We start from the raw sequence: 18,828 nt of genomic DNA on the forward strand, positions 1-18,828 counted from the left end.
CCGCGTGTGGATGGCGTTGAACTGGAGCTCCCAGCTTGGGAAGCTGGGGGGCATTTGGGGGTAGCTCGGGCGCTGACCTGGGCGAACGTTCGGGCTACGGCCTCGCCGGGCTCGGCTGCTTTCACCGTGGTTCCCCGCTGTTCCCCGCTCGATCTGGTGCGGTTGTTGTGCGGTCTGACAGGCACCTCCTCGCAGGCAGGCGCTGCTGAGCACGGAGCGGTGGATGCCGTTCCCCTTGAGGTGCCAGTTGATTGATGGGGCGTCGGCCGATCAGTTGCCCTGCGTAGGCTCCGGCACACTGGCTCGGGGCTCCAGAACCACCACTGCAGTATCGGACGGTCGGCGTGCCGCGTAGGCGTCCAGGTTCTTGTCGATCTCGCGCCACCGGGCCCACAGCCGCGACCGCTCGTCACCCGTTGCGGCATGACCGTGAACCAGCCGCTGTCCTTCGACCAGATCGACGGTCACGTCCGGGTGCGCCTGCAAGTTGAGCCACCAGGCGGGCTCGCCCGCACCCCACCCATTCATCGCGAGCGAGACCAGGTTGGGACCGTCCTCGAAATACCCGATGATGACGCTACGCTGGCGGCCTGTGCGACGGCCGGTGGTGGTCAGCCGCAGGGTGCCCCAGCCGTTGGCACGTGGCCGCCACAGGCCGAGGCGGCCTCCGAAGACCCGGTACAGGCCCCGGTGCGCGTACCAGGCCAGACGGATGAACCAGCGCGGCGGCAGCCACGGTGTCCTGGCCCGTTGCTCGACCGACATGGCGACCTCCCACATGCCCGACCGGCTCCGGTTACGGGCACGACGTTAACCGCGGTCGTCAACGGCCGGTAGAGCCGAACGGCCCGTCGGCACAGCCGGATGACACCACCGGCCATGCGAGGGAAGGTGCACGCTTTCCAACTGTGGTGGTGGGGTGTTGGGCTGCGTGCGGGGGCGTTCACCTGCGTTCATGGATGGCTCACCACCAGGGTGGTAGCGACTCACGGTCTCGTGTCGGCGACGGGTGAATCGTGGTTCTGGATCACTTTCAGTGCCGGGGCCACGGAGGGTCACCACAAGCGCAATCATGAACGGCCTCACGCCGCGAGGAGGACCCGCTTGCGGAGCAGGTCGAAGTTGGCCCGGCCGAACATCTGCCTCTTCAGCATCTTGATCTTGTTGTTGTGGCCCTCGACGGCGCCGGAGCTGAGGCTGAGCCCGGCGACGATCGCGTCGCGGTCCTGGCCGAGGCCGTTGACGAAGCCGTGCAGGGCGGGCAGGTCGTCGGCCTGGACGCGCTCGATCCACTGGTCGAGGTCCTCACCTTGTCGGTTGTTCATCAGCTCGGCGAAAGCCCGCGAAGACGAGTTGCCCCGCAACGTGGCCCGGAACGTGGAGCTGAGCATGGGGACCAAGCGCGAGATCGAACCGCTCACCGCCAAGGAGGGGCGTCAGCTCCTGGCGGCGGCCCGGGACAACCGGCTGTGGGCCGCGTACGAACTGGCGGTGCGTATCGGCCTGCGACGCGGTGAGTTGCTGGGGCTGCGCTGGTCGGATGTGAGCCTTCACGAAAGTGTGATCACCGTTCGGCAGGCCCTACAGCGGGTCGGCGGTGAGCTGCTGATCGTGGCGCCGAAGACTCAGCGCTCAGCTCGTCGTGTGGCTCTGCCGTCCGAGTGCGTCACGGCGCTCCGTGCCCAGCGGGCGCAGCAGATCGCCGACCGGAAGGGCGCCGGGGACAACTGGAAGGGCACGGGTCAGGGCCTCGCCTTCACCACCAAGAACGGGACCCCCATCGAGCCGCGCAACCAGAACCGCTCCTTCGAGGTGCTGTGTGTCCGCGCCGGCGTCCGCAAGGTCCGCTTTCATGACCTGCGCCACACCTGCGCCTCGCTCCTCCACGAGCAGGGCGCCGACGCCCGCATGATCATGGAAGTCCTCGGCCACAGCTCGATCCGCGTGACCATGGACATCTACACCTTCGTCCGGCTCGACTCCCAGCGCTCCGCCTTCGATCGTGTCGGCGGACGCGCTGAGAGGTGACGGCAACGGTCCGGACGACGATGACGGCGCGGCCGGTGTCCCGGTAGCCGTCTGATCGGCCTCCGAATCCGGTTGCCGTCAAACACTGCCGTCAAGGCATAAAGCAGAGGCCCTGCGGATCACTCCACAGGGCCTCTGACATGCTGCGCACTCGGCAGGATTCGAACCTGCAACCTTCTGATCCGTAGTCAGATGCTCTATCCGTTAAGCTACGAGTGCCTGTCTTCTCTTTTTGCCTTCGCTTTCGGTCCTTTTGGCCCGCTCGCGGCGACAGGAAGAACATTACATGACTGCCGCCGACATGTGAAATCCGATTCCACCAGCCCACCTGACCTGCGAAAACGTCCATTCCGGGGCGTCGAGCGGCACCGGTCGGGAGCCGGGGTTCGCGCGGGGTGTGCGGAGGTGGAGGTCGTCGCCGTCGCGGGTGGGCCTCGTCGGCGCAAGGGGGTGGCGGTGACGGTTCCGTCTCCGCCCTCGGGGCGGGGTCGGCGGGCGAGCGGGTCAGCGCGATCGATGCCGCTGGTGCCGCGACTCCGTTACACCTTCGAGGTGTTCGGCGTGCCGGACGCGACCGTCCGTCGTGGCGGCGAGGCACTCGGCCGACCGGTCGCGCAGGCCGAGCCGTGGGCGCGCGCCAGGGTGAGGCGGTGCTCGGTGATCCACCGACCCGGCGACGGGCGCGCCGGACAGGGTCCGGGGCGGTGGTCCGGGTCCGGCGCTGCGTCCGGGGCCGGATCGGGGAAGGCGAAGGGTGCCGCCGCGTCCAGCGGAGGAAGGCCTGTCAGTGCCGCCCTCTGCGGTGGAAGGGGGCAGCGGGCAGAGGTCCGGAAAAGGCTCAGGGAGTCCAGCCGATGTCGGGTGGACTCCCTGAGTCTTGCGGCGGAGGCGGAGGGATTTGAACCCTCGATGGGCTTTAAGGCCCAAACCGCATTAGCAGTGCGGCGCCATAGACCGGACTAGGCGACGCCTCCAGCACAACCGCCCGCGTGAGCGCGAGTGGCGCGTGCAGATGATGACACAGTCGAGCGTCGTGTCACCAATCGGCTCCCACGGTACTAGGCAGGCGGGGCCCAGGGCAAAGCCCTTGCCCCTGGTGGGCGGCGCGTGCCGCAACGTCGCGCGGCGGGGAGCGTTGGGCAGGGCATGTCTCCGTTCTCCGCACCGGTGCGCCGGCTGCTCGTCGGCACTGCCGCCTCGCTGCTCACTGCCGCCACTGTGGTCACCCTGCCCTCGCCCGCCGCTTCCGCAGCGTCCGCCACTCCCGCCGTGTCTGCCGTGTCTGCCGTGTCCGTCACGACAGCCGCTTCCGCCGCTTCCGCCGCTTCCGCCGTCCCGCCGCGACCCGTCCGGGCCAGGGCCGGCGCAGGCGCAGGGGCCGGACGGGAATCCGCCGATCACCTCGTCGTCCAGGTCCGGCAAGCCGGCGTCGGCAGGGACGGGACGTACGAGTTGTCCTGCCACCCGGGCGGCGGCAGTCACCCGGACGTGGACGGCGCGTGCCGCACGGTCGAGCGGAACACGCGGTGGGGGACGGAGACCTTCGCTCCGGTGCCGGAGGGAACCGTCTGCACGATGCAGTACGGCGGGCCGGCCACCGCTCATGTGACCGGGATCTGGGCCGGCCGGCCGGTCGACGCCGTCTTCGGGCGGGGCAACGGGTGCGAGATCGGGCGGTGGGACCGGTTCGTGCCGCTGCTGCCGGACATGACCGCGCCCGGTGCCGCTTCCCCGAGCGGCGCGCTCCCGCTGCCCGGTGCCGTTCCCGCGGGCGATGCGGGCGCCGGGCCCGATGGCGTTGCCCCGAGCCGTGGGGGCGGGCTGTCCGGTGCCGTTTCCCCGGGCGGCATCGGCCCTCTGCGAGGCCCCCTGTCCGGCGCCGCGTCGTAGGGCCGTGGGACGAGGGGGCAGAACGTCGTGGGGCGTGGGCGTGGGACGGCAGCGCCGCCCGGGCCCGGGCGGGCGCCGGGGTCCGGGCACGCGCGTCGGGGCGTCGGCCGGCAGGAGCCAGGTGCGTGCACCGAGGCGCGGACCGGGCGGGGCCGCGGCAGGGACCGCGGCGTGGGTCAAGGCGCGGGCCACGGCGCGGGCCACGGCAGGGGTCATGGCGCGGGCCACGGCAGGGATCGGTCACGGATCGGTGTCGTAGATCCGGTCACACGTTCTACGTCACTTCGTCGTGCGACGTCCTCCTCATCCCTCGTCGCGGGTGCAACCGCTGCCCGTAGACTCCCTCGCGTGACACGCCGCGGGCCGGTTGGCAAGATGGCCCGAGCGGTCGGCTAGGTGCGGTAACAGGGAGGAAGCGTCTCGTGAGCAGCAGGCCACCCCGAGGCGCTGCTCGCCTCGCAGCCATACTGGACGCGCTGCCCGACGCGTTGGTGCTGGTCAACGCGAACGGGACCGTGGTCAACGCCAACGCCATAGCGCTGGAGGCGTTCGAGGCGCCGGGCACCGCGCTCGTCGGGCGCGGGCTGCTGGATCTGCTGCCGCAGTTCGACTCCAAGTTGATCCCGGGGTCCATGCGGCGCCCCGACCACATCGACCCCCGCGCGCGGACCAAGCCGACCCGGATGATGGCCCGGCGGACCGACGGGAGCGAGTTCCCCGTCGAGGTCACCAGCGCGAACCTGGAGAACGGCCAGCAGGCCTACGACGGCCATGGCTACACCGGCGACGAGTTGCTGATGCTCGTCGTGCGCGACCTGGCCGGGACCGTCGACACCGAGGCCGAGCTGGCGCGGTCGCAGCGGCAGACGGAGATGATCCTGCGGGCCGCGTCCGAGGGGGTCGTCGGCACCGACACCGACGGGCGGGTGGTGCTGGTCAATCCGGCCGCCGCCCAGATACTGGGTTACCGCGCCGGCGAGCTGGGCGGCAAGGAGCTGCACACCCTCGTCCTGCACTCGCGGGCCGACGGTTCGCCCGCGACGTACGACGACTCGCCACTCGCCGACACCCTCCGTTCCGGGCGCAAGCACCGGGTGCGGGGGCAGGTCTTGTGGTCCAAGAGCGGCGACCAGGTGCCCGTCGACCTGACCACGGCGCCCGTGCGCGACGGCGACCAGCTCGTCGGCGCCGTCATGACCTTCACCGACCGCCGGCCCTTCGACAAGCTCACCGCGGAGAAGGAGGCTGTCGAGAAGCGGCACGCCGAGGAACTGGAGCGGCTCTCCGAGGAGCACGCCTCCGATCTCACCGCGCTGCGCCAGAAGCACGTCGCCGAGCTGGAGGAGCTGCGCGAGCGGCACGAGGAGGAGCTGGCCGCCGGCGAGGAGCGGTACGCGGCGCTCGGGGAACGCGAGAAGGACCGGTACGAGGCGCTCACGGCACGCCACGAGCAGCTGCTGACCCTGCTGGGCGCCTCCCTGCGCGGGCCGCTGGACGAGCTGCGGAGAGAGCTGGCTGCGCTCGCCGCGGACGACGCCGGGCAGCTGTGGCCCGAGGCGAACCAGGTCCTCCACCATCTGTCCGCGGGCTACTCGCGGATGACGACGCTCATCGACAACGTCCTCGACCACCAGCGGCTCGACGCAAAGGGCCAGGAGGTCTCCCGTACGAAGGTGATGATGGACGCCGTCGTCACCGCCGGTGTCGACGGGGCCGTCGAGCTGATCGGGCCGGGCCGGGTGCAGTTCGCCGTGCACGCGCCGCCCCTGGAGGCGGAGGTCGACCCGCAGCGTCTCGCCGTGGCCCTCGCACACCTGGTGGCGGATGTCGCCGGTGTCGACGCGACCGGCAACGCTCCCGTGTCCGCCGGCGGCTACATGGACAACACCGTCGTGGTGGCGGCGGCGCAGCGCGGCGAGGTCGTGCGCATCGAGGTGCGCGGGCCGTACCCCGGCGGGAATCCGGTGCACGAGCCGATCGTGCGCGGGATCGTGCGCGCCCACGGCGGCGTGCTCCAGACGCACGAGGTGCCGGGCATGAGCGGCAGCGCGTACGTGCTCGAAGTGCCGATCGGCGCCGGCGCGGGCACCGTTGCGGCCGCCCCGGTGCCGGCCCAGGCGGGCCCGGCGCAGATCGAGGCGGCGCCGATGCAGGCGGGCCGGATGCCCGCGGCGAGTGCCGCCCCCGTCCCCGGCCCGGCTCCGGCCGGCGCGGAGGCTCCGGCCGGCGCGGAGCAGGTTTCCGGAGGCGGTGGGCGCCGGCGGGCACGACGGTCCTCCGTGGACGCCTTCCTGGAGAGCGAGGTGGCGACCCCGCCCGCGGAGGCCGGCCGGGCGGAGAGCACTCCCCCGACCGGGCGGCGGCGCCGGCGGGCCGCGGCGGCGGCCGAGGAGCTGCCGGCCGAGGTCCCCGAGCCCTCCGCCTCCGGCGGTACGGGGCGTCGCCGCCGCGCGATCGCTCAGTCGGAGCCGCAGCCGGAGCCCCGGCCGGAATCGCCGGCGGCGCCGCAGCAGGCCGTCGTCGGGGGTGCGGGCGTCGAGGGTTCCGTCGTCACTGCGGACGAGCACGCCGCGGGCACCGCGGCCTCGGGCACCGGGCTGGGCGGCGCCGTGCCGCCGCAAGGGGTGCCCGCACCGGGCGACCAGCAGCAGGCGCTGCCCCCTGCCCTGCCCGCGCCGGGTGCCGACGGCGTGCCCGCCTCCGCGGAGCAGCAGCCGACGGGGCGCCGCCGGCGCGCCCTCGCCGCCGCGGCGGAACGTGCCGCGGCGCAGGAGGCCGGGCCGCGTACCGTGTTCGCCCTTCCGCCCGCCGACGCCGACCGGCAGACCGGCGAGGGCGGGCAGGAGTCCGCGGTGCCGGGCGGTCCCGTTCCGGTGCCGGGCGGCTCTCCCGCGCAGGCCGGCGCCGGCGTGCGGGCCGGCCAGGTGCCCGGCCCGGGTGCGCCCGCCGACGTGATGACCGACCACGGCCGCCATGACGCCGTACCGCATGACCAGAGCGGCGACCACACCCCGCCGCAGCCGCACCCCGCGAGCGCGCCGACCGGGCGCCGTCGCCGCGCCGTCGCACCACCGGCTGGGGAACAGGTCCCGGCGGCGCCGGGCGCGATGCCCGCGGCGCACGCGCCGGGCCCGGCCCCCGCGGCTCCGGGGGCGGCTCCCGCGCCGGGGGTTCCGGCGCAGAACGGCGCGGTTGCGGCCGTTCCCGCGCAGGCCGCTGCCGGGCAGGCCGTTCCCGCGCAGGTGGCTGCCGGACGGCCGGCCGTCGCCGGGCAGCCCGAGGTCGCCGGGGCGGCGGCGCAGGGGGCCGCGGGACAAACGGTCGTTCCCGCGCCGCCGCTTCCGCAGCAGGCCGATCCGGCCCAGCCGGTCCCGGCCCAGTCCGCCCCGGCGCAGACCGGTGTGCCTCTTCCGGGACAGCCGGTGGCCCCGCAGGGGACGACCGGACAGCCGGTGGCCCCGCGGCAGACGGCCGGGCAACCGGTACCTCCGCAGGGCGCGGCCGGGCAACCCGTACCGCCGCAGGGGGCCGCCGGCCCGGGCCCCGTCCCGGCCCAGGGGCCGCCGACCGGCCCGCCGGTCCCCGCGCAGGGCCTGCCCGCCCCGCACGCCCCCGTGCCGGACACCTCCGCCGGACACCACTCCGGTCACGTCTCCGTGCCCGCACCGGCCGCGGAGGCGCAGCCCGGCCCGTCCGCCGGGGCCCAGCCGGTCCCCACGCAGGGCCCGCCCGCGCCGCACGCCGGCCGGCCGCTGCCCGCCCAGGCGCCTCCCGCCGCACCCGCGGCCCCGCCGCACGCCACCCCCGGCGCCGGAACCGCACTGCCCGTGCCGCCCGACGGCACCGCGTCCCCCGTGGCGGTGCCGGGCGCCGACACCCCCGTCCCCGCGCACGGCACCCCGAGCACCGGCACCCCGCTCCCGCCGGAGAACCCCGCGCCGTCCGCCGCTCCCCGCGTCGCGCAGCCCCTCCCGGCCGAGGCCGCGGCCGCCGCCCTGGACCCGAACTCGACGCAGGGGCGTGCGATCAGCGTGCGGACGCTGGGACAGGGCGTGCCCTTCGTGCGGCAGGCCACGCAGGTGCAGCAGCCGACGTCGGCGGGGGCGACCCCGCCTCCGCACGCGCCCGGCGGCGGCGGGCGGCGCCGCAAGCTGGGTACGCCTCCGGATCCGGCGGCCCGGGCGGCGGACCAGGGGGCACGACCCCACCCGCCGGCCGAGCAGGCTCCGGATCGGGCGTCCGCGGGCGGCGCCGCGCCCGCCTCCCGTCCGCAGCCGTCCCCGGGCGGCCGGGCACCCGGCGCCCAGCCGCAGCCGTCGCAGCCTTCCCCCGGCGGACAGGCTCCCGGTGCCCTGCCGCAGTCCGCTCCGACAGGGCAGGCACCCGGTGCCCAGCCGCAGCCGTCGGTGACGGGGCAGGCGCCGGCGCACCCCTCGCTCGCCGGGCAGGTGCGGCTCGCACCGGGCACCGAGGGGGCCGGGCGGTCGTACGCCATAGGCGCACCGGACGAGAACGCCTCCGAGGGGCCGGAGCCGCTCGACGGGCCCGGCGGCGCCGTCGAGGTCGCCGACACCCCGCGCCCGCAGCCGATGGACGACGAACTGCCGCCCGAGCCGCTGGACAATCCGCGCCGGCTGCTGGTGTGGCCCGCTCCGGACGTCGGCACCCAGCAGGCGTTGAGCGACCGCGGCTACCGGCCGGTGGTCGTGCACTCGCGCGAGGAGGTCGACGCGCAGATCGCGGCGTTCCCGGCCGCGCTGTTCGTCGACCCGCTGACCGGGCCGATCACCCGGACCGCGCTGCAGTCGCTGCGCCAGGCCGCGGTGGCCGCCGAGGTGCCGGTGATGGTCACGGCCGGGCTCGGCCAGGCCACCCGCGAGGCGGCCTACGGCGCCGATCCGGCCGTGCTGCTGAAGGCGCTCGCCCCGAGGGACAGCGAGCAGCATCCGTCGCGGGTGCTGCTCATCGAGGAGCGCGCGGAGATCGCGCTGGCGCTGACCGCGACGCTGGAGCGGCGCGGGATGCAGGTGGCGCGGGCCGCGAGCGACGCCGACGCGGTGACGCTCGCGGGGCAGTTCCCGCCGAACCTGGTCGTGATGGACCTGATGCAGGTGCACCGGCGGCGGGCCGGCATCGTCGACTGGCTGCGGGCGAACGGGCAGCTCAACCGCACCCCGCTCGTCGTCTACACCGCCGCCGTCGGCCAGGCCGACCTGCCGCGGCTGGCCTCCGGTGAGACGGTGCTCTTCCTCGCCGAGCGGTCGACGAGCGAGGAGGTCCAGGCGCGCATCGTGGACCTGCTGGCCCGGATCGGCACCAACTGACGCGGCTCAGAGGGCGACCAGGCGCCGCGCCGCCTCCTTGACCGAGGCGCGCAGGCGGGCCCGGTCGCCGTCCTCGGTGCCCACCAGGATGCGGCTCATCTGCGGGACCAGGGAGCCCCAGTTGGCGAGTGCGACCAGCAGGAACAGCAGGTCCGCAGGGGCGAACGCGTCGGTGACGATCCCGCGTTCCTGGCCGTCGCGGACCGCGGCGGCCTTGCGGGCGTAGTGCTCCTGGCGCTCGGCCTCGTCGGGCAGCTCTGCGGTGCCGTACTCGCCGCCCTGCCGGGACTGGTGCGCCGGTGGCCGACCTGTGGCGGGCCTGCCTGCGGCAGGCGGGGATGTTCGGCGCGTGGAGCGCGCTGTGGACCGAGCTGGCGCTGCTGCTGACCGGTCCGCGGTACGGCCTGTCCACCGCCACCGCCGGGTTCTTCGGCCTGTTCGGGCTCAGCGCGAGCGCGGTGGCGCCGCTGGCCGGCGGGCTGGTGGACCGCTTCGGCGCGGCGAGGGTCGTACGGTCCGCGTATCTGCTGTCCGCCGCCTCCGTGCCGCTGTTCTGGCTCGGCGGGCACACCATGGCGGCGCTGTGGCCGGCCGCGCTCGCGATCCACGTCGCGCTGGTGGCCTCCCACGTCGCGAACCAGATCCTCGCCCTGACCACCACCTCCACCCCGGCTGCCGCCAACACCGCGTACGTGGTCAGCGGCTTCGCCGGCGGCGCCCTCGCCTCGGCCCTGGCCGGACCGGCCTTCGGCCACTTCGGCTGGGGCGGGGTGTGCGCGGTGGCCGGGCTGTGGCCGGCCGTCGCCTGGGGCGTCACCGCCGTACGACGGTGACGCCCGGGCGTGGCCGGGGCGGGCCGGGCGAAAAGGGCTGCGGTACGGCGGGCACGCCCCGGGGGCGGCGCGGTAGGACCGTCACGCCCGGGGCCCCGCCGGGGCCGGACCGCGGCACGGCGGGCACGCGCCCCGGCCCCGGGGCCGGGGGGCGAACCGGACTGCCGGAGCCTCCGCCGCCCTCACGGTCCCGGCCCCGCCCGGGACCGGAACCGGGTCACGGTGACGCCCGGGTCGGCGCCGGGGCCGTCCGCTCAGAGGCGGGTGACGTCGAGCGTGCCCTCGGCGTACTTCCTCCGCAGCACCTTCTTGTCGAACTTGCCGACGGACGTCTTCGGGACCGCCTCGATGACCGTCCAGCGTTCGGGAAGCTGCCACTTGGCGACGTGGCCCTCGTCGGCGAGGAAGCTGCGCAGGGCCTCGAAGTCCGTCGTCGCACCCTCCTTGAGCACCACGGTCGCCAGGGGCCGCTCGCCCCACTTGTCGTCCGGGACGGCGACCACCGCGGCCTCGGTGACGTCCGGGTGGGACATCAGGGCGTTCTCCAGCTCCACGGACGAGATCCACTCGCCGCCGGACTTGATGACGTCCTTCGCCCGGTCGGTGAGGGTGAGGAAGCCGTCCGGGGAGATGGTGCCGACGTCGCCGGTCTTCAGCCAGCCGTCCTCGCTGAACTTGTCGGCCGGGCGCAGGGGCTCGCCGTCGGGACCGTTGTAGTAGGCGCCGGCGATCCACGGGCCGCGGACCTCCAGCTCCCCGGCGGACTCGCCGTCCCACGGCAGCCGCTCGCCGCCGGGACCGGTGAGGCGGGCCTCGACGGAGGCGGGGAAGCGGCCCTGGGTGAGCCGGTAGGCGAACTCCTCGTCCGTGCCGACGGCGTGCGCCGGCGGGCGGGCGACCGTGCCGAGCGGGGAGGTCTCGGTCATGCCCCAGGCGTGGCAGACCCGCATGCCCAGCTTGTCGAAGGCCTGCATCAGGCTGGGCGGGCAGGCCGAGCCGCCGATGGTGACCTGGGTGAGGGTGGAGACGTCCCGGGGCCGGGCGGTCAGCTCGGCGAGCAGGCCCTGCCAGATGGTGGGGACGGCCGCCGCGTGCGTGGGCTTCTCGTTCTCGATCATCTCGGCGAGCGGCGCGGGTTGGAGGAAACGATCCGGCATCAGCATGTTCACGCCGGTCATGAAGGTCGCGTGCGGCAGGCCCCAGGCGTTGACGTGGAACTGGGGTACGACGACCAGCGAGGTGTCCTCGTCGGTCAGGCCCATCGACTGGGTCATGTTGACCTGCATGGAGTGCAGGTAGATCGAGCGGTGGCTGTAGACGACGCCCTTGGGGTCGCCGGTGGTGCCGGAGGTGTAGCACATGGCCGCGGCCTGACACTCGTCCAGCTCGGGCCAGTCGTACGCGTCCGGCTTCCCGGCGAGCAGGTCCTCGTACTCGTGCACCCGGGCGGACGCGTCCGCCAGGAGGCCGCGGTCGCCCGGGCCGGCGACCACGATGTGCTCGACCGTCTTCAGACGGGGCAGCAGCGGGGCGATCAGCGGCAGCAGCGAGCCGTTGACGATGACCACCCGGTCCGCCGCGTGGTCGACGATCCACGCCAGCTGCTCCGGAGGCAGCCGCAGGTTGAGGGTGTGGAGGACCGCACCCATCGAGGGGATGGCGAAGTAGGCCTCGACGTGCTCGGCGTTGTTCCACATCAACGTGGCGACCCGGTCGTCGCTGCGAACGCCCAGATCGTCGCGCAGCGCGTGCGCGAGCCGGGCGGCGCGGGTGCCGATCTCCGCGTAGGAGCGGCGCTGGGGTCCGCCCTCACCCGTCCAGGTGGTCACCTGCGATGTCCCGTGGATCCGCGACCCATGGGTCAGGATCCTTGAGATCAGCAGTGGTACGTCCTGCATGGTGCTCTGCACGGCGTCCTCCCGGGGGCGACATTGCCTACGCGGCGGTAGCGGATGCGCTGATTCTGCGCACATACCGCGCGGTATGTCACTAGGAAACGGTGATCGATCAAAGAACACCTGGCTGTCCGAGGGTCCCCGGAGGGCGTCCGTCAGCGCACGAGGACCAGCTCGGGGTCCTCTCTCAGCTTGCCGAGCGCCCGCGACACCGCCGACTTCACCGTACCGACCGACACGCCGAGCACCTCCGCCGTCTGCGCCTCGCTCAGGTCCTCGTAGTACCTCAGCACGACCATGGCCCGCTGCCGCGCCGGGAGCTTCATGATCGCCCGCCACATCGCGTCGTGCAGCGCCTGCCGCTCGGCCGGGTCCCCCTCACCGAGCACCGGCTCCGGCTCCGGCATCTCGTCCGTGCTGAACTCGTCCACCTTGCGCTTGCGCCACTGCGAGGTGCGCGTGTTCACCAGCGCCCGCCGCACATAGCCGTCGAGCGCGCGGCGGTCCTCGATCCGCTCCCACGCGACGTACGTCTTGGCGAGCGCGGTCTGCAGCAGGTCCTCCGCGTCGCACGGGTTCGCCGTGAGCGAGCGGGCGGTACGCAGCAGCACCGGCCGGCGGTCCTTGACGTACGACGCGAACGAGGGGTGGACTCCGGCCCGCGCGGCCGATGCGGCGGCCGTCGCAGCGCTGGTGCAGACGGGTGTGGTCATGGCTCCACGCTAGGAGCGCCGGGCGCGTCGGGGATCGGCCGCAGGTGCCGAAGCAGAGTCCGCCTCAGGTTGTAGGGGTGGGCCTCGCCGCACCTCCTGTAGGTGGACGAGGAGACCCCCCGTCCCGTGCGGGTTCCCCCCGGGGGTACGGGATCCGCAGCCGCGGGGCCCGGGAGCGCGCGGAGCCATGAGGGCGCGGGGGCGCGGGAGACGGAGCTCGGGCAGGAGACGGAGCTCGGGCGGCAGACAGGCGGGGGCGAGCGGGCACGGGACACGCCTACGAGCCCGCCGGTGCACGCCCGGACAGGCCCAGGCGTTCTGTCCTGGGAGGTTGTGGACGGTGCAGGCCCGGACATGTCTGCCGGCCCACCCGGTGCAGGCCGAACATGTCTGCGACCCGCGCCGCCGACCGCCGGACACCCGTGCACACCCGCACGGCGCCGATGCGGGCCGACACCGGCCACCGCACCGCAGGCGAGCCGGTGCCGCCGTACAGAGCTGCGCGGCGGCGCCGAAGCACCGCCGCGCAGAGGTCCTGCCACCCCATGAGCACACCCGGTCCGGGGAACCGGCGCCGGTGCGCCGGCCCCCTCAGCTCATCACTCACCACCACAGCGGTGAGAAGCTGACCGCCACGTTCTCGTTGCCTTGGTTGACGGCGGTGAACGCGGAGCCGTTCACCTGCGCGGTGTTGCTCTGGGCGGAGGCGCCCGAGCCGATCGCCTGCTGCTGCGTGGTGGACGAGTTGCCGCTGTTGCCGCCTCCGACACCGCTGCCGACGATGCCCTGGACCGCGTGGGTGACGGCCGCGCTCGATCCGTCGTCCGCGAAGGCACCGTTGTCCGCCGCCGCGACGCCGGCGAGGAGCCCGACAGCCAGCGGGAGGGCGGAGACGGCGGCGAGAACGCGGGCGGTACGGATGCTTGCCATGTGTGTTCCTCCAGAACGATTCACGCACCGGCCGTGTCGACCGGGCATCGTCAAGTACGGCTTCCACCAGGGCAGTTGGCCGACCGCCCTGGCGCTGTCACGACGTCGCAAGATCAGAGTTGCCCACGAGCCTCCTGGGAACCACCCTGGAAGGCGCTATTCGCACGTAAGCGTGATGACAAGTCGATAAACCCCTTCAACCACCTTGAGTGCACGGTTCTGAACAGAAGGGGCAGGCCGCCCCAAGCACCGCAAGAGGCGAAGCGTTCCGGCACACATCGAGCCAATCCCGCCCGCCCGGGCGCGCCGCAGTCGCACCCCCTTCCCTTCTTCGAACGTACGTACGAAAATAGAGGCATGGCCACCATCGACCGGCAGGCCAGGACGCTGGCCCTCGCCCACGCGCTGTCAGCCGCCGAACGCGGCCTGGCCGTCATCCCCCTGTCCCGGACGAAACTCCCGGCCCTGCGCTCCCCGCACCGCGACGCCCCGTCGACCCCCGCACCCGCCTCCGCCTGCCACGGCGAATGCGGCCTCTTCGGGCACGGTGTGTACGACGCCTCCACCGATCCCGCACGCATCCGGGAACTGTTCGCCGCGGCGCCCTGGGCCACCGGCTACGGCATCGCCTGCGGCCTGCCCCCGCACCACCTGATCGGTGTCGACCTGGACACCAAGGCGGGCACGGACTCCTCGGCCGCGCTGCGCGAACTGGCGCTGCGCCACCTCTTCACGATCCCCCCGACGGTGGTGGTCGTGACCCCCTCCGGCGGCCGGCACCTGTGGCTCACCGGCCCACCGGACCTCGCCGTGCCCAACTCCGCCGGGCGCCTCGCCCCCGGAATCGACATCCGTGGCGCGGGCGGCTACCTCGTCGGCCCCGGCTCCCGGACCGACCACGGCGTCTACAGCACCGCCCCCGGTACGGCCCACCTCGCCCCGGCCGCCTGCCCGCCGGCCCTGCTGCGGCTCCTGCTGCCCCCGCCGCGCGCCGCTCACCCAGGGCGCGCACCGGATTCCGGTCACGGCCAGGGCCTGATCCAGTTCGTCCTCGCCGCTCACGAGGGCCAGCGCAACACCCGCCTGTTCTGGGCCGCCTGCCGCGCCTACGAGAACGGCATCGGCCCCGCCCTGGTCGCCCCGCTCCTCGCCGCGGCCCTCGACACAGGCCTCACCGAACGCGAGGCCCGCGCCACGATCGCCTCGGCGGCCCGCCTGACGGGCCACCGACCGTGAGGAGCCCGGCCGGCCGCCGGCACAGGCAGCCGGCGGCGAGCAAGAGAGGCGACCTGCCCTCGCCCCGCACCAGTACTGCCGCCGACACGACACCACTCGAAGAGGGCAGCTGGATCCGCCGACGGCGTCCCACAGGGCCATGGCCCGGAATGTCGGCGAGGGCCTTGGGGGACAGTTTCTGGCCGCGGGTCAGGGGGCGGTTCCGGGCGGCCTTGATGATCTACGCCGTGGTCATCGGCCGCCGACCGGCGCGAGTAGCCGAATCTCCACACACACCAGACCCATGGCCTGCGAATTCACGACGCACGCCACTCGATGTGGATCTCTGTCAGGAACTCCCGGGAAGCCTGATCGTCCGGCGCTGCCCCCATGCCGTCCAGCCTCTCATGGGGAGCCGTGCGCCGGGCCCGGAGGTGGCGTCGGTCAGGTAGCCCTGCGGCTGCCCCCAGTGGTCGCCGGACGTCCGGCGACCACTGGGGGCAAAAGGTATGCGCCGGTCGGATCCCGGCGCAGCACGCTCTGGCTGGCGGAGCGTCCTCCGCCCCGTTCGCCCCTCACACCCCTCGCATAACCACATGACGGAAAAGGGTTGTTGACCGAATTACGGAGGAGCACACTACTGCTCGTCACATACCGAGGGCAGGCCCGCACTCCTGCCTCCTGCTCTGGTATGCAGTATCGGGGGCGCCGCATGGCACGTCGGCACGTCGGCACGTCGGCACGTCGGCGAGATCATCATCAGCCGAAGAGTGGTCCAGATCGGACATGAGGTCTATCCGCTCGCGAACATTTCCAGGGTTCAGACACGGCAACTCTTATGGGGTGGAAAACGAGCGGCTTGGTACCCGCTGCGACACCTTTTCGCCCTCGCCCTCATCGTCTTGGCAGTCATCGCCGCTGCGGCATTCATACCCCCCCGTACTGCCACCGGAGATCGGCCCTGACGCCGACGAGGTTGCCCGCCAGACGGTGCCCCCCATCACTGCTGTCGCCGGGTTGATCGCCGTCTGTCTCCTGGGGCAGTTGATCTACCGCCTCTTCATCAGAAGGCCGAACTTCGCCCTTGTCCTGGAGACGGCGGGAATGCAGTACACCGCGTTGTCCGGAACCGACGCCTCCGAGATTCACCGCCTAAAGAACGTCATTGTCGGGGCGATCGAGGATCCGCCTTCCCAGCCGACCTCCGTACAGGTGCACGGAGACGTGGTGATGGGCGACAAGGCCGGCCGGGACCAGTACAAGACGAGCGGAAGCGGGAACCGCTCGTTCACCTGAACATCGTCGAAGGGCGGGGAAATGCCTCACTCCGGATTTGGGGACCACATTCACGGGGATGTGGTGCACGGCGACAAGGTAGGCCGTGACCAGTACAAGGCCGGCGACAACACCCACATCACGGTCACCGACCAAGAGAGCCTGTCCCGCGCGGAGATCGACGCCGCGATCGCCGAACTGCGGGCTTTCATAGACGAGTTGACGGCCCGAGGCTTGGTCGCCTCCGACGGCTCCGTATTGGATCCCGGCGCGGTCGTCGCAGCAGTGAACTCCCAACCGGGCCGCCTGCAGGCTCTCGGCCGGGCGGTCTCCAGCGGGGCCCGTGACGCCGTCCTCTCCGCTGTCCAGGGAGGCATGGCCGCGCTGGTCGCCGCCTTGGTCCGGATGTGATCCAGGTATCCGTCCGGCTTGTCCGGTGGCCACGTCTCACACATGCCTACACCCAGCCCAGCGGCGGCCTGCTCGCCACCGACGCCGACCCGGAAATGGACCGTGGCACCTTGCGCCTCTCACTCGGCCGGACGTCTACAAAGACGAACGTCGAGACCCGTGCAGAATCCCCTCGGTCCGGTGGCGGAGCGGGCCCGCAACGCCGGACCGATCTGAAGTACGACACCCGAACCACTGTCATTCATTCGTTGCCAATTCCTGCCTGAACTGAGGCCGCTGAGGATGCTGGACGCATGGAGGCCCTCGTCACGGGGGATATCAGGGGAGCAGATGGCGCGTACCACGCGACAATTACGCACGCCAGGCGTGTGGGGATTCCGCACGTTCAAACTGAGGACCGTGGGGGCATTCCTCGCCTTCGCTGTCGTACTCGGTTCTATGACGGGCCTGGCGTGCGTGGCCCGTACGGTCGCCGCGGAGGCGGTCGGGTACGTCGCCGAGAACGCCTTCTTCACCGGTGCGCTCGGTGACGGCGTGAACCTCGGGGGCAACCTCACCCAGCAGGGCGGCTCACGCAAGGGCAACGAGCGGGGACTGTACGGCGGCAGCACCCAGATCGACGTATGCGATCCGGACCTGCTGCTCGACTTCCTGCTGCAGGTGGGCAACGGCAAGAAGAAAGCCGCCTGGGCCAAGGCCCTCGGTATCGGCGCCAAGAACGGGAACGTGAAGAAGTTCGTCAAGTCCCTCACTGAGGTCGTCCTCGCCAACGACACCCTCGTCGCCAACCACGGCTACAAGAAAGGTGAGGCCAACCGCTACGACGCAGTCCTCGAAGCGGGCACGGCGGTACTCGTCGACGTGTTCGGAGTGCCACGTGTGAAGTGCAACTGCGGCAACCCGCTGGCAGTGAGCGAACACAAGCCCGGTGACGTAAAGGTCGAGTTCAAGGGCAAGGACAAGGGAAACAAGGAATGGAAGGTCAAGAAGGATCAGGTCGTGCGCGTCGAGGAGGCCGAACAGCCGCAGGAGTCCCTCACCGTCGTGGACGTGGAGGACCCCGACAAGCAGGTCGAGATCGCCTTGCCCGAGGAGCCCGAGCTGACCGGGGGCACCGGCGGGGACGGGGAGACCGGTGAGTCGCCGAGCCCGGAACTGGTCGAGATCCCCCGGACCAGGGGCTTGTCGGTAGCGGACGCGACCCAGCAGTTGGAGGCCCTGGGCTTCGTCGTCGAGACGCGGACGGTGGACGACCCCGATGTGGCACCGGGGCTTGCCGCCGGCACCGAACCGGAGGGGGGCGGAACGGCGGCCCCTGACTCCGCGGTGACCTTGCTGGTCGCTGCGGAGCCGACGAAACCGGAAACGGTGACCGTGCCCAACGTGGTGGGCTTGCCCCAGCCGGAGGCCGAGGCGGAGATCAACGCCGCCGGGCTGGTCCCCGCCGTCAACACCACGCCCGCCTCCGCTGACCAGGTCGGCCTGGTCGTCCAGCAGGAGCCGGCGGGTGGCGAGGCCGAGGCAAGCTCCACTGTGACCCTGGTCGTGGGCGTGGAATCGCCGAGCGAGGAACTCGTCGGTGGCACGGACACGGGCACTGGATGAGGGAGGCTGACGGCGGGGGCGCGGGTTGCCAAGTCCGCAGACAGCGCGCCCCAGCCGTCGATCTGGGGCACTCATTGAGTGGCGTGCGTCGTGAATGCGCAGGTCATGGGTCTGGTGTGTGGAGATTCGGCTACTCGCGCCGGTCGGCGGCCGATGACCATGGCGTAGATCATCGGGCAGGTCCGGTTCCGGTGCGGCGCCGGGTTCGGCTGCGCCCGTGGCCGACCCCCGCCTACGATCCGTCAACAGGTCGGCACGCCACGAGAGCGCGGGAGGCTGCAGAGACGCAGGAGCGGCAGTGGATCTCCGCTCGCCCGAGCGAACTGGACGCCCTTGGCGAGCAGTTGACCGAGCAGCTTCAGGAGGTCCAGGTCGAGCGGGACGAACCGGCGATCGCAGAGCGGGTGCTGAACCGACTGCACGTTGCCTCCCAACTCGCCCGAGAACGTGAATGAGTGGGGGGAACTGTTGCTGGGGGAAAGCCGCCCGGAGGTGGGTGGCGGGTGGACGGACGACGGGACGTCGTACGAGAAGCGCGGGCTCAAGCGGCGCAAGGGCGGTGCGACGCGTTCCGTGCCCATCCCGCCCGTCCTGGTGCACCTGCTCCGGGAGCACATCGAGCGCTACGGCACAGCCGATGACGGTCGGCTGTGCCGTGCTGCCCGGGGCGGACGAGTCCCGTAGCCCGAGTACTGCGACATCTGGGAGG

At 72.6% G+C, this 18,828-nt stretch carries 13 protein-coding genes, 2 tRNA genes and 3 pseudogenes; 10 read left to right on the forward strand and 8 right to left on the reverse strand.

Annotated elements, in window-relative coordinates; all coding sequences use genetic code 11:
- Positions 1–270: 270 nt before the first annotated feature.
- Positions 271–765, reverse strand: coding sequence for a nitroreductase/quinone reductase family protein (locus JS756_RS03585; RefSeq protein WP_205381432.1), 495 nt, complete (start codon positions 763–765; stop codon positions 271–273).
- 317 nt (positions 766–1,082) lie between these two features.
- A pseudogene (locus JS756_RS03590) lies at positions 1,083–1,340 on the reverse strand (transposase); the annotation flags it as partial.
- A 49-nt stretch (positions 1,341–1,389) separates the two neighbouring features.
- Here JS756_RS03590 and JS756_RS03595 point away from each other — a divergent pair.
- Complete coding sequence (locus JS756_RS03595) at positions 1,390–2,028, forward strand: site-specific integrase (RefSeq protein WP_240203209.1); 639 nt, start codon at positions 1,390–1,392, stop codon at positions 2,026–2,028.
- Positions 2,029–2,174: 146 nt separating this feature from the next.
- Here the strand turns inward: JS756_RS03595 and JS756_RS03600 are convergent.
- Both JS756_RS03600 and JS756_RS03605 read right to left on the reverse strand, forming a co-directional pair.
- Positions 2,175–2,247, reverse strand: a tRNA-Arg gene (locus JS756_RS03600).
- A 664-nt stretch (positions 2,248–2,911) separates the two neighbouring features.
- Positions 2,912–3,002 (reverse strand) — tRNA-Ser (locus JS756_RS03605).
- Positions 3,003–3,174: 172 nt separating this feature from the next.
- Between JS756_RS03605 and JS756_RS03610 the strand changes: the two genes are divergently transcribed.
- Positions 3,175–3,918: an SSI family serine proteinase inhibitor gene (locus JS756_RS03610; protein ID WP_205381434.1), complete on the forward strand. Its 744-nt coding sequence runs from the start codon at positions 3,175–3,177 to the stop codon at positions 3,916–3,918.
- 422 nt (positions 3,919–4,340) lie between these two features.
- Positions 4,341–9,242, forward strand: a complete 4,902-nt coding sequence (locus JS756_RS03615; RefSeq protein ID WP_205381435.1) for a response regulator — start codon at positions 4,341–4,343, stop codon at positions 9,240–9,242.
- Between the two features lie 6 nt (positions 9,243–9,248).
- Here JS756_RS03615 and JS756_RS03620 read toward each other — a convergent pair.
- A pseudogene (locus JS756_RS03620) lies at positions 9,249–9,524 on the reverse strand (TetR/AcrR family transcriptional regulator); the annotation flags it as partial.
- On the opposite strand from JS756_RS03620, the pseudogene JS756_RS03625 reads away from it, so the two are divergent.
- Positions 9,507–10,075: pseudogene (locus JS756_RS03625) on the forward strand (MFS transporter); the annotation flags it as partial. The pseudogenes JS756_RS03620 and JS756_RS03625 overlap by 18 nt on opposite strands.
- 254 nt (positions 10,076–10,329) lie before the next feature.
- On the opposite strand, the gene JS756_RS03630 reads toward JS756_RS03625, so the two are convergent.
- The 3 genes from JS756_RS03630 to JS756_RS03640 all read right to left on the reverse strand — a co-directional run bounded on the left by JS756_RS03630 (position 10,330) and on the right by JS756_RS03640 (position 13,613).
- Positions 10,330–11,985 carry a long-chain fatty acid--CoA ligase gene (locus tag JS756_RS03630; RefSeq protein ID WP_205381436.1) on the reverse strand — a complete coding sequence of 552 codons (1,656 nt, stop codon included), beginning with the start codon at positions 11,983–11,985 and terminating at the stop codon, positions 10,330–10,332.
- Between the two features lie 140 nt (positions 11,986–12,125).
- Positions 12,126–12,683 carry a SigE family RNA polymerase sigma factor gene (locus JS756_RS03635; RefSeq protein ID WP_205381437.1) on the reverse strand — a complete coding sequence of 186 codons (558 nt, stop codon included), beginning with the start codon at positions 12,681–12,683 and terminating at the stop codon, positions 12,126–12,128.
- Between the two features lie 603 nt (positions 12,684–13,286).
- The gene (locus tag JS756_RS03640) at positions 13,287–13,613 is read right to left on the reverse strand and encodes a hypothetical protein (protein WP_205381438.1); all 327 of its coding nucleotides are present in this window, start codon (positions 13,611–13,613) and stop codon (positions 13,287–13,289) included.
- Positions 13,614–13,970: 357 nt separating this feature from the next.
- Here JS756_RS03640 and JS756_RS03645 point away from each other — a divergent pair, with 357 nt between their 5' ends.
- The 6 genes from JS756_RS03645 to JS756_RS37510 all read left to right on the forward strand — a co-directional run bounded on the left by JS756_RS03645 (position 13,971) and on the right by JS756_RS37510 (position 18,803).
- A complete protein-coding gene (locus JS756_RS03645) occupies positions 13,971–14,849 on the forward strand; it encodes a bifunctional DNA primase/polymerase (RefSeq protein WP_205381439.1) in 879 nt (292 codons plus the stop codon).
- A 737-nt stretch (positions 14,850–15,586) separates the two neighbouring features.
- A complete protein-coding gene (locus tag JS756_RS38015; protein WP_368861087.1) occupies positions 15,587–15,793 on the forward strand; it encodes a DUF6232 family protein in 207 nt (68 codons plus the stop codon).
- Positions 15,794–15,818: 25 nt separating this feature from the next.
- On the forward strand, positions 15,819–16,124 hold the full coding sequence (locus JS756_RS37765) for a DUF6232 family protein (protein WP_205381440.1): 306 nt from the start codon (positions 15,819–15,821) through the stop codon (positions 16,122–16,124).
- 63 nt (positions 16,125–16,187) lie between these two features.
- Entirely contained in the window at positions 16,188–16,514 is a 327-nt protein-coding gene (locus tag JS756_RS03655) for a hypothetical protein (RefSeq protein ID WP_205381441.1), read from the forward strand.
- 399 nt (positions 16,515–16,913) lie between these two features.
- Positions 16,914–18,119: a DUF6777 domain-containing protein gene (locus tag JS756_RS03660; protein WP_205381442.1), complete on the forward strand. Its 1,206-nt coding sequence runs from the start codon at positions 16,914–16,916 to the stop codon at positions 18,117–18,119.
- Between the two features lie 468 nt (positions 18,120–18,587).
- Entirely contained in the window at positions 18,588–18,803 is a 216-nt protein-coding gene (locus tag JS756_RS37510) for a hypothetical protein (protein ID WP_275892646.1), read from the forward strand.
- Positions 18,804–18,828: the final 25 nt, after the last annotated feature.

It is taken from the genome of Streptomyces actuosus (genome assembly GCF_016921115.1).
GTDB lineage: Bacteria > Actinomycetota > Actinomycetes > Streptomycetales > Streptomycetaceae > Streptomyces > Streptomyces actuosus_A.

What these genes read in the sequence shown, in the direction of transcription:
- JS756_RS03640 (WP_205381438.1), bottom strand. Translation starts at nt 13,613, where the DNA reads ATGGCAAGCATCCGTACCGCCCGCGTTCTCGCCGCCGTCTCCGCCCTC.
- JS756_RS03610 (WP_205381434.1), top strand. Translation starts at nt 3,175, where the DNA reads ATGTCTCCGTTCTCCGCACCGGTGCGCCGGCTGCTCGTCGGCACTGCC.
- JS756_RS03595 (WP_240203209.1), top strand. Translation starts at nt 1,390, where the DNA reads ATGGGGACCAAGCGCGAGATCGAACCGCTCACCGCCAAGGAGGGGCGT.
- JS756_RS03645 (WP_205381439.1), top strand. Translation starts at nt 13,971, where the DNA reads ATGGCCACCATCGACCGGCAGGCCAGGACGCTGGCCCTCGCCCACGCG.
- JS756_RS03585 (WP_205381432.1), bottom strand. Translation starts at nt 765, where the DNA reads ATGTCGGTCGAGCAACGGGCCAGGACACCGTGGCTGCCGCCGCGCTGG.
- JS756_RS03635 (WP_205381437.1), bottom strand. Translation starts at nt 12,683, where the DNA reads ATGACCACACCCGTCTGCACCAGCGCTGCGACGGCCGCCGCATCGGCC.